This window comes from Pseudoduganella sp. UC29_71 (genome assembly GCF_042693265.1).
In the GTDB taxonomy this organism is placed as follows: domain Bacteria; phylum Pseudomonadota; class Gammaproteobacteria; order Burkholderiales; family Burkholderiaceae_D; genus Rugamonas.
On sequence record NZ_CP170549.1, the window covers coordinates 3,288,584 to 3,310,029 of the forward strand.

15 protein-coding genes are annotated in these 21,446 nt (G+C 69.2%); 6 read left to right on the forward strand and 9 right to left on the reverse strand.

Translation table 11 applies throughout. The annotated features are described in order from the left end of the window. The first annotated feature begins 276 nt into the window (after positions 1–276). The 3 genes from ACFJI2_RS14450 (at position 277) to ACFJI2_RS14460 (ending at position 4,492) form a co-directional block, all read left to right on the forward strand. Positions 277–1,122, forward strand: a complete 846-nt coding sequence (locus tag ACFJI2_RS14450) for a phosphate ABC transporter substrate-binding protein (protein ID WP_377705640.1) — start codon at positions 277–279, stop codon at positions 1,120–1,122. 2 nt (positions 1,123–1,124) lie between these two features. Beyond that, complete coding sequence (locus ACFJI2_RS14455; RefSeq protein WP_377705641.1) at positions 1,125–1,994, forward strand: hypothetical protein; 870 nt, start codon at positions 1,125–1,127, stop codon at positions 1,992–1,994. A gap of 98 nt (positions 1,995–2,092) precedes the next feature. Beyond that, a complete protein-coding gene (locus ACFJI2_RS14460; RefSeq protein WP_377705843.1) occupies positions 2,093–4,492 on the forward strand; it encodes an EAL domain-containing protein in 2,400 nt (799 codons plus the stop codon). Here ACFJI2_RS14460 and ACFJI2_RS14465 read toward each other — a convergent pair. From ACFJI2_RS14465 to ACFJI2_RS14485, 5 genes are all read right to left on the reverse strand, one after another. Continuing rightward, positions 4,489–5,157 (reverse strand): amino acid ABC transporter permease, encoded by a 669-nt coding sequence (locus ACFJI2_RS14465; protein WP_377705642.1) that lies wholly within the window; start codon positions 5,155–5,157, stop codon positions 4,489–4,491. The genes ACFJI2_RS14460 and ACFJI2_RS14465 overlap by 4 nt on opposite strands. A gap of 3 nt (positions 5,158–5,160) precedes the next feature. Then, positions 5,161–5,955 (reverse strand): transporter substrate-binding domain-containing protein, encoded by a 795-nt coding sequence (locus ACFJI2_RS14470; RefSeq protein WP_377705643.1) that lies wholly within the window; start codon positions 5,953–5,955, stop codon positions 5,161–5,163. A gap of 52 nt (positions 5,956–6,007) precedes the next feature. After that, complete coding sequence (locus ACFJI2_RS14475) at positions 6,008–6,436, reverse strand: hypothetical protein (RefSeq protein WP_377705644.1); 429 nt, start codon at positions 6,434–6,436, stop codon at positions 6,008–6,010. A 58-nt stretch (positions 6,437–6,494) separates the two neighbouring features. Then, the gene (locus tag ACFJI2_RS14480) at positions 6,495–7,202 is read right to left on the reverse strand and encodes a YcbK family protein (protein WP_377705645.1); all 708 of its coding nucleotides are present in this window, start codon (positions 7,200–7,202) and stop codon (positions 6,495–6,497) included. A 141-nt stretch (positions 7,203–7,343) separates the two neighbouring features. Beyond that, positions 7,344–8,183 (reverse strand): EAL domain-containing protein, encoded by an 840-nt coding sequence (locus ACFJI2_RS14485; RefSeq protein WP_377705646.1) that lies wholly within the window; start codon positions 8,181–8,183, stop codon positions 7,344–7,346. A 208-nt stretch (positions 8,184–8,391) separates the two neighbouring features. Here ACFJI2_RS14485 and ACFJI2_RS14490 point away from each other — a divergent pair, with 208 nt between their 5' ends. Next, complete coding sequence (locus tag ACFJI2_RS14490) at positions 8,392–9,222, forward strand: class II glutamine amidotransferase (protein WP_377705647.1); 831 nt, start codon at positions 8,392–8,394, stop codon at positions 9,220–9,222. Positions 9,223–9,237: 15 nt separating this feature from the next. Here the strand turns inward: ACFJI2_RS14490 and ACFJI2_RS14495 are convergent, their stop codons facing one another. Then, positions 9,238–9,765: a GNAT family N-acetyltransferase gene (locus ACFJI2_RS14495; protein WP_107868502.1), complete on the reverse strand. Its 528-nt coding sequence runs from the start codon at positions 9,763–9,765 to the stop codon at positions 9,238–9,240. 187 nt (positions 9,766–9,952) lie between these two features. Between ACFJI2_RS14495 and ACFJI2_RS14500 the strand changes: the two genes are divergently transcribed. Together ACFJI2_RS14500 and ACFJI2_RS14505 are read left to right on the forward strand one after the other, a co-directional pair. Then, entirely contained in the window at positions 9,953–10,987 is a 1,035-nt protein-coding gene (locus ACFJI2_RS14500; RefSeq protein WP_377705648.1) for a sulfate ABC transporter substrate-binding protein, read from the forward strand. A gap of 206 nt (positions 10,988–11,193) precedes the next feature. Next, positions 11,194–12,069 carry a serine hydrolase gene (locus ACFJI2_RS14505; RefSeq protein ID WP_107868500.1) on the forward strand — a complete coding sequence of 292 codons (876 nt, stop codon included), beginning with the start codon at positions 11,194–11,196 and terminating at the stop codon, positions 12,067–12,069. A 17-nt stretch (positions 12,070–12,086) separates the two neighbouring features. On the opposite strand, the gene recD is transcribed toward ACFJI2_RS14505, so the two are convergent. The 3 genes from recD to recC are packed head-to-tail and all read right to left on the reverse strand — an operon-like array spanning position 12,087 to position 21,390. Beyond that, the gene (gene recD / locus ACFJI2_RS14510; RefSeq protein ID WP_377705649.1) at positions 12,087–14,126 is read right to left on the reverse strand and encodes an exodeoxyribonuclease V subunit alpha; all 2,040 of its coding nucleotides are present in this window, start codon (positions 14,124–14,126) and stop codon (positions 12,087–12,089) included. Continuing rightward, entirely contained in the window at positions 14,123–17,881 is a 3,759-nt protein-coding gene (gene recB, locus ACFJI2_RS14515) for an exodeoxyribonuclease V subunit beta (RefSeq protein WP_377705650.1), read from the reverse strand. Before recB ends, recD begins: the two co-directional genes overlap by 4 nt. Beyond that, on the reverse strand, positions 17,878–21,390 hold the full coding sequence (gene recC / locus ACFJI2_RS14520; protein WP_377705651.1) for an exodeoxyribonuclease V subunit gamma: 3,513 nt from the start codon (positions 21,388–21,390) through the stop codon (positions 17,878–17,880). Before recC ends, recB begins: the two co-directional genes overlap by 4 nt. Positions 21,391–21,446 lie beyond the last annotated feature (56 nt).

A 21,446-nucleotide genomic window follows, 5' to 3' on the forward strand; every position in this document is an offset into this window, starting at 1 on the left:
GGTAGGCAGTGGCTGCACGCCACCTTAGCCTAGCATGCCTGTATGGCAATGTCGAGCGCCCGGAGCGCGGCGCGGACGTGGGGTAAACGCCACAGCGCCCTGCCCGCTTCCGTTCAAATGCGGGTGGCCGGGCAAAAGAACGTGCGCATTACCTTGCCTTCCGGCAAAATATGCAGCAACGTAGCCGTCCTCCCCCGCCCCGAGGCACGCCGCTGCGTCCCCATCCCCCTTTCCGCACCCCGCCCCCGTGCCCACGCCGACCGAGCGAGGCCAACCATGCGACACGCAACCCCTTTGCGCAGCGCCCTGATGGGCGCCGTGCTGCTGCTGGCGGGCGCCGCCCAGTTCCAGGCCAGCCCGCCGGCCGCCGCCGCGCCGGCCGCGCACCTGCGCCTGGCCGGCTCGTCCACCATGGCGCCGCTGATGGCGGAGGTGGCCAAACGCTTCCAGCGCTACCACCCCGGCGTCCGCATCGACATTGCACAGAGCACGTCCGGCCACGGCCTGCAAGCGGTCCGCGACAGGCGCGCCGACATCGGCATGGTGTCGCGCGCCCTGGCCGCGCAGGAGAGCACGCTGTACGGCATTCCCATCGCGCGCGACGGCGTGGCCGTGGTGGTCCACCGCGACAATCCGTTGTCCGCCCTGGACGCCGGCCAGCTGGCCGACATCTACCGCGGCAAGACCGTCAACTGGCGCCAGCTGGGCGGCGCCGACGGCGCCCTGCATCTGCTGGCCGGCAACGCCGACAGCGGCTCGACCGAGCTCATGGAGCAATACATGAAGCTGCCTTTCGGCGCCTTCCGCGGCCAGCGCAGCATAGGCGCGAACGCCGAGCGCATCCGCGCTGTCGCGGCCGACCCGCTGGCCATCGTCTACGTGTCGCTGGGCGAGGCCGAGCGCAACGCGCACGCCGGCGTGCCCATCAAGCTGCTGGCCCTGGACGGCGTGCCGGCCACCAGCGCCAACATCCGCAATGTGCGCTACCCGGTGGCGCGCCCGCTCACGCTGGTAATGCTGGCGGCCCCGTCCGGCGCGGCGCGCACGTTCACGCAGTATTGCGCCACTTCCGAGATTTCGGACCTGGTGCTGGCGCACGACTTCGTGCCCTACCTGGACTGACCGTGCTGGCGCGCTTCGATCAGCTCAGCCTGCGCCTGAAACTGGCGTTCGGCTTCAGCGCCGTGCTGACCATGCTGCTGTGCGTGGGCGCGCTGTCGCTGTACAGCCACGGCAGCAGCATGCGCGCCATCGACGCCTTCCTCGACAACGACGACCGGATCAGCCACCTCAGCCTGTCCAGCCAGGCCAGCATGTCGCGCGCGCGCCGCTACGAAAAGGAATTCCTGCTCAAGGTGAAGGTGTACAGCTTCCAGGAGGCCCGCTCGCGCTACGCCACCCTGGTGACGGGCCACCTGGCCGACGTGCGCGCCGACCTGGCCGCGATGCGCCGCCTGCGCGGCGAGCCGGGCATGGCAGCGGCGCTGCAAGCGATCGAGCAGGCCACGCACCAGTACCAGGCCGGCTTCCTGCGCGTGGTGGCGCTGTACGGGCGGCTGGGCAACGCCGACGGCGGCCTGGAAGGCGAGCTGACCGCCAGTGCGCGCGCGCTCGAGGCGCGGCTGGCGCAAGGCGGCCCCGAGCGTCTGCGGATCGGCCTGCTCGCCTTGCGCCGGCAGGAAAAGACCTTCCTGCTGCATCGCCCGCCGCGCCAGGCCGCCGACTTCGACGCCGCCGCCGCGCAGCTGGGCGCCGAGCTGGCGCAGGCCGGCCTGCCGCGCGCGCGCGCGCGGCCGAACTGGCGCAGCTGCTGCAGCAATACCAGGCGCTGTTCCGGCAATACGCCGCCGTGGAGGCCGAGATCGAGGCCGCCATGCAGGACTATCTGGGCGCCGTGCACCAGATCGAGCCGCGCATCATGGAACTGCGCGGACGCGCCGAGCAGGGCATGGACGCCACCCGGCGCACCATCCACCTGCAGAACCGGCGCCTGACGCTGGGCATTGCCGGCTTCAGCCTGGTCGCGGTGCTGCTGGGCCTGACGCTGGCGCGCTATATCGTGCACAAGGCCAACCGCTCGGTCGGCGCCTGCATGGACTTCGCGCGCAGCCTGGCCGACGGCGACTGGAGCGCGCGCCTGCCGCCGCCGGCCGGGCGCAACGAGTTCGCCATGCTGTCCGGCACGCTCAACAGCATGGCCGACGCCATGCAGCGCGCCCACCTGCGCGACCAGCTGCACGCGGCCGAACTGGAACGCCTGAACCGCACGCTGCGCATGCTATCGCAGTGCAACGACGCGCTGGTCAGCGCCGACAACGAGGCTGAGCTGCTGGACACCATCTGCCAGTACATCGTCGCCACCGGTGGCTACGCGCTGGCCTGGGTGGGCCTGGCGCACGACGGCGCAGCGGCCATCACGGCGCCGGCCGCCTGTGCCGGCAGCGCGCCGGACAGCGCGTCCCGGCTGGCGCAAGCCTGGCACGCCGGCTGCGGCCTGGAAGACCTGTGCGCCGGCGCCATCAACGCACGCCGCGCCATCGCCGCGCACCAGCTGCGCGCCGGCCTGGCCGCCATGGACGAGCTGCCCGGTGCGCGCTGGACCATGGCCGTGCCGCTGCTGGCGCGCGGCACGCTGCTCGGCGTGCTGGGCATCCATTCCGCCGCCGCCACCCCGTTCGACGCCGACGAAACGCGCCTGCTGCAGGAACTGGCCGACGACCTGGCCTTCGGCATGGCCAGCCTGCGCGAAGGCCTCAAGCGCGCGGCGGCCGAAGAGGCGCTCGACTACCAGATCAACCATGACCCGGTGACCGGCCTGGCCAACCGCAACCTGTTCAGCGACCGCCTGCAGCAAGCCCTGCTGCACGCGCCGCGCGTCGGCGGCCAGGTGGCCGTGCTGGTGCTGGGCGTGGACCGCTACCGCGCAGTCAAGGACGGCCTCGGCCTGGACGCGGCCAACCGCATGCTGCAGCACGTGGCGGCCGTGCTGGCCGACGTGCTGCGCGAGGGCGACACGCTGGCGCGCCTGTCCGGCGAGGAACTGGCGATCGCCATCGGCGAGGTGCACGGCGCCGACGGCCTGGCCGCCATCGCGCAGAAACTGTTGCGTGCCGTGCAGCAGCCGCTGCCGACCGCGCACGGCGACCTGTACACCACCATCAGCATCGGCATCAGCCTGTCCCCGCGCGACGGCAGCGACGCGGCCGCCCTGCTGCGCGGCGCCAGCGCAGCCATGTCCAGCGCCCAGGCCATGGGCGGCAACCAGCCGCGCTTCTACGCGCCGGAAATGAACGCGCGCGCCGAGCGCCTGTTCGCGCTGGAGGCCGAACTGCGCCAGGCGCTCGAGCAAGGCGAGCTGCGGCTGCACTACCAGCCGCGCGTGCACCTGGCAAGCGGCGAGCTGTGCGCGGCCGAGGCGCTGCTGCGCTGGCAGCACCCGCAGCGCGGCCTGGTGCCGCCGGGCGAGTTCATCCCGGTGGCCGAGAGCACCGGCCTGATCGTGCCGCTGGGGGCCTGGGTGATCGGCGAAGTGTGCCGCCAGCAGCGCGCCTGGCTGGACGCCGGCCTGCCTGCCGCGCCGGTGGCGGTCAACCTGTCGGCGCGCCAGTTCCGCCAGGCGGGCCTGGTGCAGTTCATCGAACGGGCGCAGGCCGAGCACGGCCTGGAGGCGCGCTACCTGGAAGTGGAAGTGACGGAATCGGCGCTGCTGGACGATATGAGCCAGGCGCAGGCCATGCTGCGCGCGCTGAAGCAGGCCGGCATCCGCATTTCGCTGGACGATTTCGGCACCGGCCATTCTTCGCTGAGCCGGCTGCGCGACCTGCCGATCGACCACCTGAAGATCGACCAGTCCTTCGTGCGCAACCTGACCACCGATCCGGGCGACGCGGCCATTTGCCACGCCATCATCGACCTGGCCCACAACCTGCACATGACGGTGATCGCGGAAGGCGTGGAAACCGAGGGCCAGGCCAACTATCTGCGCAAGGCCCGCTGCGACGAGATGCAGGGCTACTACTACGCGCGCCCGCAGCCGGCCGCCGAGTTCGCACTGCTGCTCCAGCGCAACCTGGTGCTGGCCGCGCCGCAACAGGACGCGCACGGCCGCACCGTGCTGCTGGTGGACGACGAGCCCAACATCCTGTCGTCGCTGCAGCGCCTGCTGCGCCGCGACGGCTACCGCATCCTCACCGCCGGCAGCGGCGCCGAGGCGCTGGAGCTGCTGGCGCTGCACCGGGTGCAGGTGATCCTGTCGGACCAGCGCATGCCGGGCATGAGCGGCTCCGAATTCCTGGGGCGGGCGGGTGACCTGTATCCGGACACGGTGCGCATCATGCTGTCCGGGTACACCGACCTGCGCTGCGTGACCGAATCGGTGAACCGCGGCGCGATCTACAAATTCCTCACCAAACCGTGGGAAGACGACGCCTTGCGCGCCGACGTGCGCGCCGCCTTCCAGCGCCACGAAACCGCGGCGCGCCGCACCGCCTAGCGCGCGTGCGCCCGGTTCAGGTGGCGCTCGGCGCGCCGCTGCAGGGTTTCGAAGCCCAGGCTCAGCACCCAGTAGATGGCGGCGGCGGCCAGGTAGAGCGGCAGCGGCTGGAAGGTGGTGGCGATCAGTTCCTTGGTGGTGAGCATCAGTTCCGTCATGGTGATGACGGACACCAGCGAGGTGTCCTTGATCAGGCTGATCAGGGTGTTGCTCATGGACGGCACCGCCACCCGCAGCGCCTGCGGCAGCACCACGTGATACAGCGTCTGCCAGTAGCCCAGGCCCAGGCTGTAGCTGGCCCACCACTGGCCGCGCGCCACGCTCTGGATGGCGCCGCGCAGGCTTTCGGACAAGTAGGCGCCGGCGTTCAGGCTGAGCGCCAGGATGCCTGCCGTGACCGGCGTGAATTCAATGCCCACGCTGGGCAGGCCGTAATAGATGACGAACATCTGCACCAGCAGCGGCGTGCCGCGCATCACGCTCACGTACAGCCCGGCCGGCCAGGCCAGCAGCTTCCACGGCAGGATGCGCGCCACGGCGGTGGGAAAGCCCAGCAGCAGCCCGCCCAGCATGGACGCCACCGCATACACCAGCGTGTAGCCGGCGCCGGTCAGCATCACCGGCCCCGCCTCCCTGAACAGCTCCTGCAATGCCTGCAGCCCCATCGCTCAGGGCGCCTTGCTCACGTCCACGCCGAACCATTTCACGGAAATGGCTTTCAGGCTGCCGTCGGCGGCGGCCTCGGCCAGCGCCTTGTCGAGCGCGGCCTTGAACTGCGGATTGCCCTTCTTGAAGGCGGCGGCCACCTTCTCCACCTTGCCGACCTTGGCGCCGGCCTTGATCGGCAGGTCCGAGGTCTTCAGCAGGTAGGCCGTCATCAGGCTGTCGTTGAGCGCCGCATCCACCCGGCCCACGGCCAGGTCGCGCAGGTTTTCCGGCGCGGCCGGGTAGCTGCGCACTTCAATGCCCGGCACGGCCTTGGCCTGCTGCTCGTACACGCTGCCCTGGCCCACGCCCACGCGCTTGCCCTTGAGGTCGGCCAGCGTGGCGTACTGCGCCTTCTCGTCCTTGCGCACCACCAGCTGCGGCATCGAGTACTCATACGGCACCGAGAAGTCGAAGGCCTGCTCGCGCTTCGGGTTCACCGTCACCTGGGACACGATAACGTCGTACTTGCCCGCCTGCAGGCCGGCCAGGATGCTGGCCCACTCGGAGGTGACGAACTCGGTCTTCACGCCCAGCTTGGCGGCCAGCAGCTTGGCCACATCCACGTCGAAGCCGGCCAGTTCGCCGCTCTTCTGGTCCTTGTAGTTAAACGGCGGATACGTGCCTTCCAGCGCCACCTTGATGGCGCCGCGCGCCTTGACGGTCTCGAGCAAGTCGGCCGCGCAGGCGCTTGCCGTGGCGCCGGCCAGCAGCAGAGCCGCAGCCGCCAGTTTCAAAGAGAATCCCGAAGTACGCATGGTTATCCTTGTTATTGAGGGGTGAGGGTTGAGGGTTGAGGGTTGAGGGCCGTTAGTAGCGGCGGCGCTGGCCGCGCCCGAAATTGTGGCCCACCACCAGCGTGGTGCTGGCGATCAGGCTGCTCAAGCCCATGACCAGCTGGATCAGCTTGTCGTCCGGCAGCACCCACATGGCGCCCTGCGGCGGCTCGGCCTGGGCAATGGCCACGATCAGCGGCGACACCCATTCCGCCTCCGCATCCACGTCGAGGATGACGGCGCCGTCGGCGCCGGTCTGCATATGGATGGTGCCGCCCTCGGCCAGCGTGAAGCACACGCCGTAGCCGGTCTCGTTGGGGCCGATATGCTCCTTCAGCGCGAGATTGTGCTCTTCGATCCACAGTTCCACGTCGCCCGGCGTGTCGAGCGCCGTCCACGGCACGGGGCGGAAGCGCGGCTTGCCGCCGCCGTTGTTGTGGTGCTCGTCTGCTGCGTCCTGCATGGCTTTCCTGTCGGTAAATCTAAACAATCCGGCAGTGTAACCCGGCGCAGCTAAAACGTCAGCCTTTCCAGGTGCGCTTGAGGCCGGTGTCCGCGTGTATCCAGCCGCCCTGCGGCGTGTTGCGGTAGTAATAGCCCACGCCGCCCTGGCGGAAGCTGCGCACCAGCCCGCCCAGCACCTCGGCGTTCAGGTTGGGGATGCGGATGTCGGCCGCCTTGCCCTGGATGTGCAGCGACTGGCGCGCGGCCGGCACGCCCTGCTCGATCAAGCGCTTGTTCGAATCCGGCGTGCGGTAGCCGGACAGGATCTCGACCGGGCTTTCGATGCCGTAGCGCGCCACGAAGGCTTGCGTGCCCCACAGCGTTTCCAGCAGCTTGGGATCGATGGGGGCGGTTTCCTTGCCGTTCACGTCGCGCAGCAAGTGGCACAGTTCCTGGTAGGCCGCGTCGATGATTTCACCGTCCTTCCAGTACAGCAGGCGGGCTTTTTCGCCGCTGGCCGGGCGGGTGACGCTGATGGTGCGCGGCTTGAGCCAGAATTCCATGTCCAGCAGCTGGGCGTCGAAAATGTCGGGCGGCGGTTCCAGCTCCGTCTGCGGCGCGGCGGAAGCGAGCTGGATGGCCGGCTGCTGCGGCGCCGGCGCGTGCGGCTTGGCCTTGGCCACGGCCTTGGCAGGAGGCGACGCGCAGCCCAGCAGCGGTACACCGATGAAACTTGCGGCCGTCAGGCCGAATCCTGTCTGTAAAAAATCCCTGCGAGTGGCCATGGCAAATCCATTGTTACGATATTGATTACTATAGCGTATAGCAGGGGGAGTTGAGAAACCTCTTTAAGAGTGTGACGCAGGTTTAAGAAAATTTTAAGCCGCGTGCGCGCCGGCGGCTTACGCGCTGAGCGCTAAGCCGCCCTACGGGACCGTGGCAAGCGTAGGGCGGCTTAGCGCAGCGTAAGCCGCCAGCGTCGTCCGCGGCGCATCCAGCAGATACCCCTGCGCCAGCAAAGCCTGCCCCGACGCCCCGCCGATGCGCTGCAGCGCCAGCAGCGATTCCGGCGTCTCCACCCGCTTGAACACGACGCGCGCGCCGGCCAGGCGGGCCTGCGCCAGCAGGGCGAGCACGCCCTCCCCGTCCGCGCGCTGGCTGGCGTCCAGCCGTATCACGTCCGGCCGCACGCGCTCCAGCAGGTGCAGCCCTTCGCGCGCACTGGCCGCGTTGACGGCGAAGCGGAAGCCGTTGCGGCGGTAATTGTCGGCCACATAGTTGAGCAGCCAGCCCTGCTGCGCCGTCACCGGCGGCAGCAGCAGCACGATGCGCGCGAGCGGCAGGTCCAGCGCATCGAGGATGCGCTGGAACGCATAGCCGTGGTTGCTGCTGACCGCGCTCAGCAGCCGGTCGTGCACGTTCAGGTACAGGTCGGCGCCGCCACTGCCTTCCTGGCGGAAGAAGTTAATGGCGTGCAGCATGCGGCACAGGCGGTCCAGTTCGATCGACTCGTCGTCGCTGGCCGCGTGGTCCAGCAGCTTCCACAGCGACAGCCCCTGGTCGGCCACCGACACGCTGCGCGCCAGCCCCTCGTACGCTACCACCTCGCCCTGCGCCAGGTCGCGCACCGGCTGGAAGGCGCTGGTCATGGTGCAGTTGAAGAAACGGCCCTGGGCACGGCCCTCCGGGTCCAGCCAGATGCTGGTGGTGGAACTGTCCTGCCCGGACAGGCGGGCCAGGTATTGCTTCAGTACGGGGTAAGTCATGCGACGCTCCAGGCTACGGGATAGGCCGCAGACTAAACCAGGCGGCACGCTGCCAGAACGAATCGTTTCACCATTCGATATCCAAAATCCGCATGTAGGCCGCCCTGCAAGCTGCGTATATGAATATGCCGAAAGATTCGTTCCCGTCCCGGCGGGGTGCCCGTATCGTAAGCTCATCCGCCACCACCGCTTACCCAGCGCCGCCGCCATGTGCCAGTTACTAGGAATGAACAGCAGCAAACCAGCCGACCTGCGCTTCTCGTTCGCCGGCTTTGCCGAACGCGGCGGGCGCACCGGCGAACACAAGGACGGCTGGGGCATCGCCTTCCATACGCGGCGCGGTTGCCGCCTGTTCACCGAGCACCGCGCCACGATAGAGTCGCCGCTGGCTGAACAGATCAAGCGCCGCCGCATCAAGGCCAGCAACGTGGTGGCCCACATCCGCAAAGCCACGCAGGGCCGCGTGGCGCCGCAAAACAGCCACCCGTTCACGCGCGAGCTGTGGGGCAGGACGTGGTCCTTCGCCCACAACGGGGACCTCAAGGGCTTTCATCCGGACAGCGGCCTCTACACGCCGGACGGCGACACTGACAGCGAACGCGCCTTCTGCCACCTGCTGTCCGGCCTGGCCGACCGCTTCCGCGCCGCGCCCGGCCGGCGCGCGCTGTATGTGGCCGTGTCCGAGCTGAGCGCCGAGATCGCCGTGCACGGCACCTTCAACTTCCTGCTGTCCAACGGCGAAACGCTGTTCGCGCACTGCTCCACCCAGCTGCACTATGTGGCGCGCTCCTACCCCTTCTCGGTGGCCAGCCTGGTGGACTGCGAGCGCAGCATCGACTTCAGCAGCCACAATGGCGTCGACGACCGCATGGCCGTCATCGCCACCGAGCCGCTCACCTCCAACGAACGCTGGGTGGCTTTCGTGCCGGGCGAGCTGAAGATGTTTGTGGACGGGAAGGTGCAGGATGGCGCGGCGCTGGCCGCGCACGGCAGCCGGACCGGCACCCAAGGCGCGGGACAATCCTGCGCGATGTGCTAAGGCGACTGCGGCGGATCAGGCGGAATTGCAGCTGCAGAAGCGCTTGCGCTGGCTGGCGTCCGGCTCGGCGCTGCGGTCGAGCTGCTTCCAGAAGAAGATGGTGTCCACGCCGTAGGGTGAACGCACGTGGCCGGAGCGGATATAGCCCTGGCTGGCAAAGAAGGCCTCGCCGGTGGCCGTGCTGTGCAGCTGCACCGCCTTCACGCCCCAGTTGCAGGCGGTTTCCTCCACCTTGGCCAGCATGGCCTTGCCGGCGCCGTGGCCGCGCGCCTCTGGCAGCAGATAGCACAAGGCCAGCTTGCCCGCGCCGGTGAGCAGCGAGACGCCGATCACTTCGCCATCCTTCAGCGCCACCACGGAAAAATTCGTCGGGGATTCGAACCAGCTCGCCACCGTCTGCGGCGTCTTGTTACCCAGCCAGGCGCCCAGGATGGCCGGGTCGTCCTTATGGTCGAGTACGCAGCACTCGGTGATGGAGCGGCGCAGCACATTGCACGCCGCAATAGCGTCATCCGGTGCAGCAATACGAATTTCAAGACTCATGTGTGTTCAAAAAAATTACCCGCCGCACGGCGTCACAGCCCGACTATACACCAGCGGTAAGAAAACCGTCGGGCCGCTGGCCGCGCCCTATGAGGGGGCATGCCGGTCTAAGCATATTACAAAAAATTCGTATCTTTTCGGGGCCAAATTATAGACCATGCTTATATGTTTTTTACGAGAGCCAACAATGTCTAAGAAAATTTCCGTATTAGGGGCAGGCAATCTGCCGCGCCGCTTCTTCCTCGCCGCCATCGCCGCCGCGGCCCTGCCGCTGGCCGGCAATGCCTGGGCAGCCGACCCGGTGCTGCTCAACGTGTCCTACGACGTGATGCGCGAAGTGTTCAAGGATATCAACCCGGCCTTCATTGCCGACTACAAGGCCAAGACCGGCGTGACGTTGACGGTGAACCAGTCGCACGGCGGCTCGTCCAAGCAGGCGCGCGCCGTGGCCGACGGCCTGGAAGCATCCGTGGTAACCATGAACCAGGCCAACGACGTGGACCTGCTGGCCGACCGCGGCCTGGTCGCGGCGGACTGGAAAACCAAGTTCCCGCACAACGCCGCGCCGTTCTACTCCACCGTGGTGTACCTGGTGCGCAAGGGCAACCCCAAGCAGATCAAGGACTGGGCCGACCTGGCCAAGCCGGACGTGAAGGTGGTGATCCCGAATCCCAAGACCTCGGGCAACGGCCGCTACACCTACCTGGCCGCATGGGGCTCGGTGCTGAAAAAAGGCGGCACCGAAGCGCAGGCGCGCGAACTGGTGGGCAAGATCTTCAAGAACGTGCCGGTGATGGACACCGGCGGCCGCGCCGCCACCACCACCTTCACCCAGCGCCAGATCGGCGACGTGCTGGTGACGTTTGAAAACGAAGTGCAGCTGGTGCGTTCGGAATTCGGCGACAACTTCGAGGTGGTCTACCCGGCCGTCTCCATCCTGGCCGAATCGCCGGTCGCGGTGGTGGACAAGGTGGTCGACAAGCGTGGCCTGCGCAAGGAAGCGACCGCCTACCTGAACTTCCTGTACTCGGACGCCGGCCAGGAAATCCTGGCCAAGCACTACCTGCGCCCGACCTCGGCGGCGGTGGCCCAGAAATACGCGTCCACCTTCAAGCCGATCACGCTGCTGAGCGTGGACACGGTGTTCGGCGGCTGGCGCGCCGCGCAGAAGAAGCACTTCGACGACGGTGGCGAATTCGACAAGATCTACGCCACCAAATAACGCTCCGGCCGGCATTTTTGCCGGCTCCAGGCCCCGCAGTTGCGCTGCGGGGCTTTTTTTTCGTTCTACAGAGGCGTCCGCCTCACATTCAATAGACGAGTTACTCGATTTCCTGTATTGTCGATTGTGGGGAAACGTTGCCGCACAGATAGTAAAATTCTGTCCCGCCGTACCCGCCCAAACACCCTCTTTCCAAAGACAAAAAAATGATCAAGAAAACAGTAGCAGCCCTGCTGATGTCCTTGAGCGCCGCCGCTATGGCGTTGCCGCTCGGCTCGCAGTCGGTGCTGGTCGTCGAGGACGACACCGGCAAGATCCTGGTGGAAAAGAACGCCAACGCCGTGGTGCCGATCGCCTCGCTGACCAAGCTGATGACCGCCATGGTGGTGCTCGACGCCAAGCAGGACATGAACGAGGAAATCCAGATCGACCAGGTGGACGTGGACACCCTCAAGCACAGCACCTCGCGCGTGCCTGTGGGCGCCAGCATTCCGCGCGGCGACGTGCTGCAGCTGGCGCTGATGTCGTCCGATAACCGCGCCGCCGCCTCGCTGGGCCGCACCTACCCGGGCGGCACGCCGGCCTTCAAGGCCGCCGTCAATGCCAAGATCCGCGCGCTGGGCATGACCCAGACCGTGATCGAGGAACCGACCGGCCTGTCGCCGAACAACAAGTCCACCGCCGCCGACCTGGTGAAGATGGCTGCCGCCGCCGCCAAGTACGACGACATCCGCCGTATCACGACGGATACCAAGGACATCATCAACATCAAGGGCCGCAAGGTGGAGTATCACAACACCAACCGCCTGGTGGGTGCCAAGGGCTGGGACATCGGCATGTCCAAGACCGGCTACACCGAGGAAGCGGGCCGCTGCCTGATCATGCGCATCAAATCGGCCGGCAAGAACGCCACCGTGGTGCTGCTGAACGCCAAGGCCAACTCGGCGCGCCTGATGGACGCCTTCAACATCCGCCGCTTTATCTCCGGCGGGGAAGAAGACAACAAGCCGCGCGTGATGCGCGCCTCCAGCCGCAAGAAGGCACCGGCAGCCAAGAATCCGCGCCGCCGCCGCGCTTCCTGACCTCCTGCTAAACCCTCCTACGCACCGACCAGCGCGCGCAAGCCGCTGGCGCGCTGCGTGCGTTGCGCAATGGCCGTGTCCAGCACCGCCGCCGACGGCGTGCACAGCGTGAAGTACTCCTTGGCGCGCGTGATGCCGGTGTAGACCAGCTCGCGCGCCAGCACCGCGCCGCCCTCGCGCGGCAGCACCACCACCGTGTGGGCGAATTCCGAACCCTGCGATTTGTGCACCGTCATGGCGAACGCCGTTTCGACCTGGCGCAGCCGCGTGGCGAGCACGCTGCGGATGCTGGCGCCTTCGCTGAAGTACACGCGCAGCGATCCGGGGCGGGCCGGGTCCGGCAAGGTCAGTCCGATGTCGCCGTTGAAGACGCCCGTGCCGTAGTCGTTGCGGGTGACCATGACCGGACGGCCCACATACCATTCGCCGCGCTTGCGCAGCAGTCCCGCCGCCTCCAGCCTGTGTTCGATGGCCTCGTTCAGGCCCGTTACGCCCCACTCCCCTTCGCGCACCGCGCACAGGATGCGGAACGATTCGAAGCTGCGCAGCACGTCCAATACCCACGCGTCGTGCGCCTCGCCCGGCACGTTGGCGACCGCCCCGCTGCCTGCCGGGCCGCCGGAACCAGTCTCCCCAGCGCGTATCCTGCGCAGATAATCCTGGTAGCCGCCGCCCACGCCGGGCCGGCCCGAGAGCGCCAGCTGCAGCACGTCCTGCTGCTGCGCCGGATCGATCCAGGCCAGCTTGCCGCCGCTGTCGGCGCCCAGCACGGCGCGCGCGGCGGCCGCGTCGCCCGCGTTGACGGCCAGCGCCAGCTGCCCGATCGGGCCGCCGAAGCGGCGGCTCTCGCGCAGCATCACGGTCTGCTGCGCCAGCGGGCCGGCATCGCCCTGGAAGGAAGCGGGAATCTCCTGGCCGGTGGCGGCGTGGATGTAATCGACCGTGGCGGCGTTGTAGCCGCCGGCCTGGGCGTCGTGGCACAAGTCGCCCAGCACGGCGCCGGCCTCCACCGACGCCAGCTGGTCCTTGTCGCCCAGCAGGATCAGGCGCGCGTTGGGCGGCAGCGCGTCCAGCAACACGGCCATCATTTCCAGGTGCACCATGGATGCTTCATCGACGATCAGCACGTCCACGTCCAGCGGATTGCCCCGGTGGTGGACGAAGCTGCGCGTGTCGGGCCGCGCGCCGAGCAGGCTATGCAGGGTGCGCGCGGCGCCCATGCGCGCCGCCAATTCGGGCAGGTGCAGCTCGGGCACGCGCTTGGCCAGGTCTTCCAGCGCGTGGTCGATGGACTGCTTGAGGCGCGCGGCGGCCTTGCCGGTGGGCGCGGCCAGCGCAATGCGCAGGCCCACCGCCCAGGCGGCGGAATCGGCGCCCGCCGTGGCGAACAGCAGCGCCAGCAGGCGCGCCACGGTGTAGGTCTTGCCGGTGCCGGGACCGCCGGTGATGATGCCCAGGTTGCTGCGCAAGGCCGAGGCGCAGGCGATCTTCTGCCAGTCCGGCCCGCCCTCGCGCGGGGCGTGGTCGAACAGGATATCGAGCCAGTGCCGCACGCGGCCCACGTCCACCAGGCGCGGCGTGGCGGCGCGTTCGCGCACGGCGCGCGCCACGCTGGTTTCGTCGCGCCAGTAGCGCCGCAGGTAGAGCCGTTCGCCGTCCAGCACCAGTGGCTGCTGGAAGTCCAGGTCCTGCACCGGCCATACCTGGTCGCACTGGTACAGCATGGCGCGCCAGGCGGCGGCGGACTTGGGCAGCGGGCCGGCTGCCGTGCGCAAGGCGCTCCAGTCTTCGTCGTTCCAGCCCAGCAGCGCGCGCGGGTCGCCCGCCAATTCGGACAGCAGCAGGCAGCTGTGGCCGCGCCCCTCCAGTTCGGACAACAGCACGCAGGCCAGCAACAGCGGCGGCGAACTGTGGCCGAGCGAGCCGACGAAGCGCGCGAACGCGCCGCTCAGGCGGCGCAGCTGGCCCGCTTCGGTCAGCGCGTCGATCTGGGCCAGCAGCGTGGCCGCCTGCAAGGCTGCGGCCTGCGCGTCGTCGGGTTTCACTTTGGTGTTCAAGCCGGTACCTCGTTCAATAGTGCGTCCAGGCCGTCCAGCAGCCCTGCTTCGGGCTCCAGCAGGTAGCAGCCGCGCGTTTGCGCATTGCCCACGCCGCGCAGGAAGAAGAAGATGGCGCCGCCGAGGTGCTGTGCCGGGTCGTAGGCAGCGCCCATGCGGTTGCGCAGCAGGCGGTGCAGCGCCTGCATGTAGATGGCGCCCTGGATATCGTAGCGGTGCTCGGCCATGCCGGCCGCCAGCGCGCCCGTGTGGTAGGACGCATCGCCCGCGCCCAGCGCGTTCGATTTATAGTCCAGCACCCAGTAGCGGCCTTGGTGCTCGAACACCAGGTCGGTAAAGCCTTTCAGCATGCCGTGCAGCTGGCGTTCCGGCAGCGCGGGACGCGGCACGCCGCGCATCAGGTGGCGGCGGCACAGGCGGTCCAGCGCGCCGGTGCCCAGGCGCTCGCTGGGGAACCAGAATTCCATTTCGGGCAGCACGGCGTCCAGCTCGGACAGCGAGGCGCCCAGCTGCGGCAGCGGCGTGGTGGCGATGGCGCGCAGCCAGGCCAGCGTGTCGTCCTGCCGGTTGGACCAGCCTGCGCGCTCGATGCGGCGCAGCAGGCGCTGGTCGAAGTGCGGATCGTGCACGTCGCCGAAGCCTTCCTGGCCCATCCACTCCAGCTGCTCGTGCAGGAAATTGCCGGGCACGGAGCCGCGCGGGAAGCGGTGCCACGGGGCGTCTTCCGGGCGCAGGATGGGCGGCGCGTCCAGGCCTTCCAGCAGCTTTTCCTCGCCCGAGCTGCGCGGCACGTGGCGGCTGCCCGCCAAGCCGCCGGGGCCGGGCGTGTCGCCCGCCGGCGCGTCGAACGGCGCCGCCGGTGCGGCATCGCGCGCGGCGACCTGCGCTGCGCCGGCGCCGGGCGCGTTGCCGCGCCGCGCCAGCGAGGTGAAGCTGCCGACCGACCAGTCGCGCTCGAAGTCGCCCTCGAAGCGCTGCGCGTCGACCAGATCCGGGCGCTGCTCGACGCGGTTCAGCACCGTGATCGCGCCCGCCTGCTCCAGCGCGCGCACCGAGATCGCGTCGCAGCCGCCCTTCACCTGCTCCCAGCGCGCCAGCAGTTCGGCGCCCGGCAGCGGTTCGCCGCCGGTCAGCAGATAGCCCAGCGCCGAGTCGTGCAGCGCACTGGCGCCGCGCGCGGCCACGCCCAGCCACAGGAAGTGGCGCGGACGGGTGAGCGCCACGTACAGCAGCCGCAAGTCTTCCTCCAGCCGCGCCGCCTCGGCCGCCGCCAGCGCCTCGTCCGACAGCGACATGTCTATCCTGCGCTTGCCGTCCTCGCCCGTATACTCGAAGAAGCTGCGGTTGCGCCGGTCCACCTTGCGCGCCGTGGTGGCGAACGGCAGGTACACCAGCGGATACTCCAGGCCCTTGGACTTGTGCACCGTGACCACCTGCACCAGTTCCGCGTCGCTTTCCAGCCGCAGCACCCGCTCGTCGCCGCCTTCGCCGCCGCCCTCCACCTGCTCGGCCAGCCAGCGTATCAGCGCCTGCTCGCCGTCCAGCTGGCGGCTGGCCGACTGCAGCAGCTCGGCCAGGTGCAGCAGATTGGTCAGCCTGCGCTCGCCGCCCGCTTGCGCCAGCAAGGTGGCGGGCAGGTTCAGTTCATGGATGAAGCGGCGCAGCATGGCCAGCACGCCCTGCCGCTGCCACACCACGTGCAGTGCCTTGAGCTGCTCCACCCGCCCTTCCCACGCCAGCTCGTCGGCCGACAGCCGCGCCAGCTCGGCCAGCGGCAAGCCCGCCGTGCGGGTGGCGAAGGCGGCGCGCGCCAGGGCGCCGTCCAACGGATTGGCCAGCGCCGACAGCCAGCGCAGCACGTCGCCCGCTTCCTCGCTCTCCAGCACCGAGTCCTTGTCGGACAGGTAGACGCTGATCACCTTGCGCCGCTGCAGCGCGCGCCGGATGGCGGCCGCCTCCTTCCCGTCCCGCACCAGCACGGCGATGTCCGCCGGCTGCAGGCGCTTGAAACCGTCCGGCCCCTCGAAGCCCGCATGCGGGTCGTTCAGCATGGCGGTGATGTGCTCGGCGCAGTGCCAGGCGAAGAATTCGCGATAGGCGTCCGCCTTCATGTCGTCGGCCACGCTGCAGGACACCGTCAGTGCTGCCAGCTGGCCGGGCGCGCCCACCAGGCGCTCCTTGCGCCCGTTCGCGCCCACCGCGTCGAACGGCAGCGGGTTGCTGCCGTCGGCCTTGCGGAAGCGGAAGGCGCCGCGCGCCAGGCCTTCGCCCGGCCCCGCCCCTTCGGCGTGCATGAATACCTGGTTCACCGCCGCCACCAGCGCCTGCGTGGAGCGGAAGTTGGTGCCGAGCTGGTAGTGCCGCCCTGCGGTGGCCAGCCGCGCCGACAGGTAGCTGTGGATGTCCGCGCCACGGAAGCCGTAGATGGACTGCTTGGGGTCGCCGATCAGGAACAGGCCCGTTTCCGGATCGTTAGCGGCCACGCGGTACAGCAGGTCGAAAATCTGGTACTGGATGGGCGCGGTATCCTGGAATTCGTCCACCATCGCCACCGGGTACTGCTCGGTGATGCGCTTGCGCAGCGCCGCGCCGTTCTCGCCCAGCAGCGCGGCGCGCAGACGTTCCAGCATGTCGGCAAAGCCGAACTGGCGGGTGCGGCGCTTCAGCTCCGCCATGCGGCGTGCGATGGCCGCCGCGGCGTGCCGGTACAGCGGATGCTGCAGCGGTTCGATGCCCTTCAAGCCTGCGGCCAGCAGCGCGGTCGCCTCGAAGTCGTCCGGGATGGCGGGGCTGTAGCCCTTGGAGCACGCGTCGGCGATACCGTCGGGGGTGAGGCGCTCCCAAGCTTTGTCCGAGATCTCGGGGAACACCTGGTAGTCGTCCTGCGCCCAGGCGCGCAGGCCGTCGAACCATTTCGCCAGATTTTCCGGCTTCATCTTCACGCCGTTGAAGCACTTGGGCGCCGCTTCGCGCTGCTGCGCAATCCACTGCTCCATGCGGTTGGCGCGTTCGCTCCAGCCCTGCTTCAGCTCCAGCAGCTGCGAGCGCTGGACGCGCAGCACGCGGGCGATCAGCGCGTCCAGCGCTTCAAGCCCGGGCTGAGCGGCCTGTGCGGCTTCGCCCTCCGCCTGCGCGATGAATTCGCTGCGGCGCGACAGCTCGCGCACGCTGCGCTTGAGCGCCTCCACGTCCGGCCAGCAGCGCAGCAGCTGTTCCAGCGCGGCTTCCTTCAGCGGGTAGACGTGCTGGCGCCAGTAGTCGTGCGCCGCGTCCTCGAACAGCGCGCCCTCGTCGCTCACCAGCTCTTCGTCGAACAGGCTGCCGCTGTCGAAGGCGTGCTCGCGCAGCATGCGCTGGCACCACGCGTCGATGGTGAAGATGGCCGCCTCGTCCATGGTCTCGGCGGCCAGAATCAGGCGGTGCGCGGCCCGCTGGCGTTCCTCGTGCGAGGGATAGGATTCCAGCAGCGCATCCAGGTAGCCGTCTTCCTTGTCGGACTGGCCGCGAAAATAGGCCGCCGCCTCGATCAGCCGCTCGCGCACGCGGTTGGACAGTTCGCGCGTGGCGGCGCGGGTAAAGGTCATCACCAGGATGTCGGCCGGCAGCAGCGGGCGGCGGTAGGCATCCCCGCCGCCGTGGCCCAGCACCAGGCGCACGTAGAGCGCGGCGATGGTCCAGGTTTTGCCTGTGCCGGCGCTGGCTTCGATCAGGCGCGAGCCGTGCAGCGGAAAGGTCAGTGGTGCGAGCAAGCTCATTGTTCGTCCTCGGCCGCGATGGGCGTGATGGTGATTTGCTGCGCCATCCATTCGGCCAGCGGACCGTACAGCTCTTGCGCCACGTCGGCCCATTCGGCTTCGGCGGCCAGGGCCGCGAAGTCCGGCCACAGGCGCGCCAGGCACAGGTCCTCGTTTTCGCCGTCGACTTCAAAGCCGCCGTCGTAGGTGGCGCGCGGGTCGCCGCCCTGCACCAGCGCGAGGCCGGTCTTGCAGGCGGTGGGCAGCGGCCGGTTCATGCCGTCGCGCCAGATGGCGACCACGCGCGCGAGCGCTTCGCGCGCCGCATGCAGCTCGAGCGGCGCCATTTTCACGATCACATCGCGCGCCACCAGGTAGCCGGTGACGGATTCGCCCTGCGCGGCGGCGGCCAGCTGGCGCAGCCACATGAGGATCAGCTTGTCGCCACGGCCTTTGTATTCTTCCCTGGACTTGCTGGCGGCCTTGGACGAGATTTGCGCCAGCCAGACCTTGTCGGTGCCGTTGCTGCGCAGCTGGTCCACCCAGTCTTCCAGCACCACGCCGCCGAATTCGAGGCTGACCGGCAGCTTGGGCGCCGGCAGTGGATAGCGCGCGCACAATTCCAGCCAGGCGGTGCGCACCGGCACCAGCGCGTCGACCAGTTTGGCCTGCTCCTGCTTGCCGATCAGGCCTATCGGCAGGCGGCCTTCGCGGCCCAGCTGCTCGGCGCGCTCGGTGAGGTTGGCGCGCACGTCGGCCATGGGTTCGGGTTCGCCGCTGTCGTCCAGCATCATGTCTTCCAGCTGGTAGCGCTGCAGGGCGTTCAGCGCGAACGGTTCTTCGTCCTCGCCCACCACGGCGGCCTCCGCGAACATGACACCCAGGCGCTGGCGGAAGAAGTAGCGCACCGGCTGGCGCATGAAGCTGGCCAAGTTGTTCAGGCGCAGGCGGAAGCTGGGGTCCAGCTCGTAGGGCGGGATGCCGGCGTCGCCGCTGGCGTGCGGCCCCTCGCCGGAGCCCGCGCGCGCGGCCCCATCGGCATCGGCGGCGCTGGCGGAGGCGCCGGGCGCGGGATCGGCGCTGTGCGCGGTGCGCCATTCGCCGGCGTAGGTCAGCAGGCCGCCGGCTTCGAAGTAGCGGCGGCTGAACGGCTGCAGCGCGTGTTCGGTGGTGCGCGCGGCCAGGTCCACCTTCCAGCCGGCTTTCAGGTAGTCGCACAGCTGCGCCACCAGCACGGACGGCGGCTGTTCGCTGTTGTCGCGCACGTGGCGGCCCACCCAGCTGATATACAGCTTGTCGCGCGCGGCCAGCACCGCCTCCAGCATCAGGTAGCGGTCGTCGTCGCGGCGCGAGCGGTCGCCGGGGCGGGCCATGCCGGGCAGCGCCAGCAGGTCGAAGTCGGCCTTGCGGGCGCGGCGCGGGAAGTCGCCGTCGTTCATGCCGAGCAGGCACACCACGCGGAACGGCACCGCGCGCATCGGCATCAGGGTGCAGAAGGTCACGCCGCCGGACACGAACTGGTGGTCCAGCGTCGGCTCGTCCAGCGCGCCCAGCCAGGACTCGCGCAGCACCGCCAGCGGCACCGCCTCGTCGAAGCCTGCGCCTTCGCAGGTTTCCAGCCAGCGGTTCAGGGTATCGTCCAGCAACGCCAGGGTCAGGCGGTCGCCCTCCTCGCGCGCGTCGAAGAAGGCGGCCAGCAGCGCGCGCGCCTGCACGCCCCACTCGGCCGGGCTGCGCGGCTGCGCCAGCAGGGCGCGCCAGTGCAGCAGCGCTTCCACCAGCTGTGCCAGCGAACCGGCCAGCGCGGCGTCCAGCCCGCCCACTTCGCCGTACGACTCGATGCCGCTGAAGGCCGTGTCCCTGCCGCTGGCATAGCCCAGCAGCATGCGGCGCACGCCGAAAATCCAGGCATTCTGCTCGCCGGCCGGGGCCAGGCCCAGGCCGGAGCGGTGCTGCTGGTCCAGTCCCCAGCGCACGCCGGCGCCTTCGATCCACAGGCCCAGCGTGGGCAGGTCGTCCTCCGACAGGCCGAAGCGCGCCGCCAGCGCCGGCACGTCCAGCAGGTCGCGCACCTCGCTCTGGCGGCAGCGCTGCTGCGGCAGGCGCAGCAGCCACTCCAGCGCCACCAGCAGCGGGTTGACGCTGCGGTCGTTCACGTCGCCGATCTCGAACGGGATGTAGCGCGGGTCGCTGCGCTTGTGCTGCGCGAAGACGGCGTGGATGGCGGCGCTGAAGACGTCGATATCGGGCACCATCACCACCACGTCGCGCGGACGCAGCGGGCGGTCCGTGTGCTGCGCGGCGGCGAACATGGCCAGCAGCTGGTCGTGCAGCACCTCCACTTCGCGCTGCACGCTGTGCGCCACGTGCAGTTCGATGGAACGGTCGCTGTCGGGCGGCTGCGGATAGTGGTGGTCGGACAAGGGCAGCAGGTCGCGCACGGCGGCCTGCATCTGTGCCAGCATGGTGTCGCCGTCACCGTCGCTGAACAGGTCCACGCGCAGCGGCGCCACCGCCCCATCATCGCCGCGCTCCTGCGCCAGCTGGGCGGCCTCGTTGGCGGCAACGTCGAATTCGTCCAGCATGCGCACGAAGTCGCGCCCCTGGCGGCCCCAGCTCGCCAGCAGCGGATGGCTGTGCGCGTGCAGTTCTTCCAGCGGGATCAGGCCCAGGTCCACGCCGTTGCGCAGCTGCTGGCGGCGGTGCGCGGAGCGCAGCAGGTCGCGCCCTTCGATGATGTCGCCCCAGTAGAACTGGCAGGGATTGGGCACGGCCAGCACCACCTGGGTGTAGCGCGCCAGCGAGGCCAGCGCCTGCAGGGTCTGGTACGGCAGCGCGGACACGCCGAACAGCACGATGCGGCGCGGCAGCCGGCCCTGCGGCTGTTCGCCGCGCGCGGCCGCTTGCACGAACTCGGTGTGCACGGTGGCGCGGCCCAGGCCGCGCTCCTGTTCCGGCACGCTGGCGATCACCGCGCGCCACAGCGCGCCCTGCCACTTCTGGTCCGGCGCCAGCGCGATGCTCTCGCCGCGCGCGGTGCGCAGCGCGTCGCGCCCTTCGGCCCAGTCAGCGAGCCAGTCGGCGCGGTAGACCTGGTACTGGTCGAACAAGTCGGCCAGGCGCTCGGCCAGCTGCAGGCGGCGCTCCGGGTCGCCGTCGCCGAGGAAGTGGCGCAGCGGCGCGAACACCTCGTCGGCCAGCAGCGTGGGCAGCAGCCGCATCAGGCGCCAGGTGAGCGGCCCCTTGTCGAACGCGGAAATGCGCGGCACGCGGTCGCGGCCCAGCATGCCCCGGTATGTCTCCCACAGGAAGCGTGCCGGCAGCGCCACGCGGTTGGCGGCGCACACCCCCATTTCCTCGGCCAGCGCGATTTTCAGCCACTCGGCCACCCCGTTCGACTGCACCAGGAAGATGTCCGACTCCAGCGGCGCCAGCGGATGGTTGCGCAGCCATTGGAACACGGCCGCGCGCAGCAACTCCATTTGGTTGCCGTGCAGAATTAAGAGGCCGGGGGTGATGCGTGAATCCATATCGTCAGCAGTAGGCGCGCCAGGGATGCCATTATCGCTCCTGCCTGCTGCAGGCG

Excerpts from the sequence above, each read along its gene's own strand:
- ACFJI2_RS14450 (WP_377705640.1), top strand. The coding sequence starts at position 277 with ATGCGACACGCAACCCCTTTGCGCAGCGCCCTGATGGGCGCCGTGCTG.
- ACFJI2_RS14460 (WP_377705843.1), top strand. The coding sequence starts at position 2,093 with ATGGACTTCGCGCGCAGCCTGGCCGACGGCGACTGGAGCGCGCGCCTG.
- ACFJI2_RS14465 (WP_377705642.1), bottom strand. The coding sequence starts at position 5,157 with ATGGGGCTGCAGGCATTGCAGGAGCTGTTCAGGGAGGCGGGGCCGGTG.
- ACFJI2_RS14470 (WP_377705643.1), bottom strand. The coding sequence starts at position 5,955 with ATGCGTACTTCGGGATTCTCTTTGAAACTGGCGGCTGCGGCTCTGCTG.
- ACFJI2_RS14475 (WP_377705644.1), bottom strand. The coding sequence starts at position 6,436 with ATGCAGGACGCAGCAGACGAGCACCACAACAACGGCGGCGGCAAGCCG.
- ACFJI2_RS14480 (WP_377705645.1), bottom strand. The coding sequence starts at position 7,202 with ATGGCCACTCGCAGGGATTTTTTACAGACAGGATTCGGCCTGACGGCC.
- ACFJI2_RS14485 (WP_377705646.1), bottom strand. The coding sequence starts at position 8,183 with ATGACTTACCCCGTACTGAAGCAATACCTGGCCCGCCTGTCCGGGCAG.
- ACFJI2_RS14490 (WP_377705647.1), top strand. The coding sequence starts at position 8,392 with ATGTGCCAGTTACTAGGAATGAACAGCAGCAAACCAGCCGACCTGCGC.
- ACFJI2_RS14495 (WP_107868502.1), bottom strand. The coding sequence starts at position 9,765 with ATGAGTCTTGAAATTCGTATTGCTGCACCGGATGACGCTATTGCGGCG.
- ACFJI2_RS14500 (WP_377705648.1), top strand. The coding sequence starts at position 9,953 with ATGTCTAAGAAAATTTCCGTATTAGGGGCAGGCAATCTGCCGCGCCGC.
- ACFJI2_RS14505 (WP_107868500.1), top strand. The coding sequence starts at position 11,194 with ATGATCAAGAAAACAGTAGCAGCCCTGCTGATGTCCTTGAGCGCCGCC.
- recB (WP_377705650.1), bottom strand. The coding sequence starts at position 17,881 with ATGAGCTTGCTCGCACCACTGACCTTTCCGCTGCACGGCTCGCGCCTG.
- recC (WP_377705651.1), bottom strand. The coding sequence starts at position 21,390 with ATGGATTCACGCATCACCCCCGGCCTCTTAATTCTGCACGGCAACCAA.